Origin of the sequence: Streptomyces sp. NPDC102274, assembly GCF_044766385.1 — a bacterium.
Lineage (GTDB): Bacteria > Actinomycetota > Actinomycetes > Streptomycetales > Streptomycetaceae > Streptomyces.
In genome coordinates, this window is sequence record NZ_JBIWLW010000132.1 from 1 (window position 1) to 2,172 (window position 2,172).

The following is a 2,172-nucleotide window of genomic DNA, read 5'->3' on the forward strand; positions in this document are numbered from 1 at the left end:
AAGTCCGGCCGCACACCCCACGACTCCACCAACCGGAACAACGCCACCTCCACCGCGAACAACGCCGGCTGAGTGAACCCCGTGTCATTCAGCAGCCCGGCGTCCTCACCCCACATCACCTCACCCAGCGAACGCCCCAACTCGACATCCAGCACAGCGAGTACCGAGTCCAGCGCCTCCGCGAACACCGGGAACCGCCCGTACAACTCACGGCCCATACCGAGCCGCTGGCTGCCCTGGCCCGAGAACAGCACCCCCGTCTTCCCTCCGACGACCGAACCCGACACCACCGATGGATCCGGGTCACCGGAAACCAGAGCCGAGAGGGCTCGTACCGCGTCCGCAGGGTCGTCCGCCAGCACCACCGCGCTGTTGTCGAAGACCGACCGGCCCGTGGCCAGTGAGTAGCCGACATCCGCAGGCCGCAGCTCCGGGCCGGACTCGACGTAGGAGAGCAGCCGGGCTGCCTGGCCGCGCAGTGCCTCCGGCGTCTTGCCGGAGAGCACCCACGGCACCACACCCGGCTCCACCACGGGAGCCTCCGGCCTGGCGACCACCGTTCCCCGGATCACCGTGGCCGGCTGCTCCAGGATGATGTGGGCGTTCGTGCCACTGATGCCGAACGACGACACAGCCGCTCGCCGCGCGCGACCGACCTCCGGCCACCGCGTCTGTTCGGTCAGCAGCTCCACCGCGCCTTCCGACCAGTCCACATGCGAGGACGGGGCGTCCACGTGCAGCGTCCGCGGCAGTACTCCATGACGCATCGCCATGATCATCTTGATCACACCCGCCACACCGGCCGCGGCCTGGGTGTGACCGATGTTCGACTTCACCGAACCGAGCAGCAGCGGACGCGCCGGGTCGCGGTCCCGGCCGTATGTGGCCAGCAGCGCCTGCGCCTCGATCGGGTCACCCAGCGTCGTACCCGTACCGTGCGCCTCCACCACATCGACGTCGTCGGCCGCGAGTCCGCCGCTGGCCAGGGCCTGACGGATCACGCGCTGCTGCGACGGGCCGTTCGGCGCCGTCAATCCGTTTGACGCACCGTCCTGGTTGACGGCCGAGCCCCGGACCACCGCCAGCACCTGGTGGCCATTACGCCGCGCGTCGGACAGCCGCTCAAGCACCAGCATGCCGACACCCTCCGACCAGCCCACACCATCGGCCGACTCGGAGAACGCCTTGCACCGGCCGTCGGGAGACAGTCCGCGCTGTCGCGAGAAGTCGACGAACACCGTCGGAGTCGACATCACGGTCACGCCGCCGGCCAGCGCCAGGGTGCACTCACCGCTGCGCAGCGCCTGCATCGCCCAGTGCATCGCGACGAGCGACGACGAGCACGCCGTGTCCACCGTCACCGCCGGGCCCTCCAGGCCCAGCGTGTACGACACCCGGCCCGACGCCAGACTCGTGCTGCCACCTCCCTGGAAGCCCTCGAACTCGGGGCCGCTCAGCAGAGTGGTGTAGTCGCTGTACATCACACCGGCGAACACGCCGGTCGCGCTGCCCTTCAGCGACACCGGGTCGATACCGGCCCGCTCGATCGCCTCCCAGGACGCTTCGAGCAGCAGCCGCTGCTGCGAGTCGGTGGCGAGCGCCTCACGCGGCGACATCCCGAAGAACGCCGGGTCGAACTCGCCCGCGGTGTGCAGGAAGCCGCCTTCCCGCGTGTATGACGTGCCCATGTGGTCGGGGTCGGGGTTGAACAGCCCGTCCACGTCCCAGCCTCGGTTGGTCGGGAAGCCCGAGATCGCATCAGCGCCCTCGGTGACCAGCCGCCACAGATCCTCCGGCGAGGCCACCCCGCCCGGATACCGGCAGCTCATCCCCACGACAACGATCGGGTCGTCGGCCACCGCGGCGGTCCGCGTGCCGGCCGGCATGGCCACCGCGGCCTCGGAGCCGAGCAGTTCATCGAGCAGATGGTCGACCAGCGTCTGAACCGTCGGGTAGTCGAAGGCCATCGTGGCCGGCAGTCGCAGCCCACTGGTGGTGTTGAGCCGGTTGCGCAGCTCCACCGCCGTGAGCGAGTCGAAGCCCAGCTCGCGGAAGGCGCGGCCCGGGTTGACCGCAGTGGCGTCCGCGTGCCCCAGGACCAGGGCGACCTGACCCCGTACGAGATCCAACAACACCTCCTGACGCTCAACCGCCGACAGCACGGCCAGCCGC

Annotated in this window: 1 protein-coding gene; it reads right to left on the bottom strand. The window is 70.0% G+C overall.

What is annotated here, in order from left to right; translation table 11 throughout:
- The coding region (locus ACIRQP_RS42355; RefSeq protein ID WP_403900809.1) for a type I polyketide synthase at positions 1-2,172 on the bottom strand (2,172 nt) is incomplete at both ends.